This is a genomic window from Inquilinus limosus MP06 (assembly GCF_000767795.1).
GTDB lineage: Bacteria > Pseudomonadota > Alphaproteobacteria > DSM-16000 > Inquilinaceae > Inquilinus > Inquilinus limosus_E.
On sequence record NZ_JANX01001109.1, the window covers coordinates 1 to 744 of the forward strand.

Below are 744 nucleotides of genomic sequence, written 5' to 3' on the forward strand. Positions count from 1 at the left end.
CAGGCGGCGATATAGGCGTCGACCGCCTCGCGCACCGCCGGCAGCACCGGCACCATGCGCTGCTTGCGGCCCTTGCCGGTGACCACCAGCGTGTCGCCCCCCGGCGCATTGCGCCCACTCGAACCTTCCGCCTCGCGCCGGGTCAGCCCCAGCGCCTCGCCCAGGCGCAGGCCACAGCCATAGAGCAGGAAGAGGAGGGCGCGGTCGCGCAGCCCGATCCATTCCTCGGTGGCCAGGGTCTCAATGGTATCGACCGCGGCCAGTGCGTCGGTCACCGCCAGCGGCCGCGGCAGGCGCTTCGGCAGCTTGGGGTTGCGCAAGGATCCGATCGCCGCGTTGTGCAGCACCCCGGCGCGGTCGAGATGGGCCAGGAAGTTGCGGACGCCGGACAGGCCGCGCGCCCGCGTCGCGGCGCCGGCCCCGCCTGCGGCCCGGCGCGACTGGAAGGCGCGCAGGTCGGAGAGGGCGGCGGCCGACAAGTCGTTCAGGCTGGGCGGGCGGCCGAGATGCTCGGCCAGGAAGTGGACGAAGCGGCCGACATCGCCGAGATAGGCGCGCAGCGTGTGCGGCGAGACCCGCTTCTCCTCCTTCAGCCACAGCTTCCAGCGGCCGGCGGCGTCGCGCAGATCCGCCGCCGCCGGCCAGCCGGCCATGCTGTCGGGATCAGGAGGCATGAGAGGCCATCGCCGGTTCGCGCAGACGAGTCCCCCCCTCCCCTCGCGGGAGGGGGGTACGGGGAGGGGT

1 protein-coding gene is annotated in these 744 nt (G+C 73.9%); it reads right to left on the bottom strand.

Annotation, left to right across the window (positions count from 1 at the left end):
* Positions 1–674, bottom strand: a 674-nt coding sequence (locus tag P409_RS35500; RefSeq protein WP_034849867.1) for a site-specific integrase, incomplete at its 3' end; no start/stop codon positions are given.
* Positions 675–744: the final 70 nt, after the last annotated feature.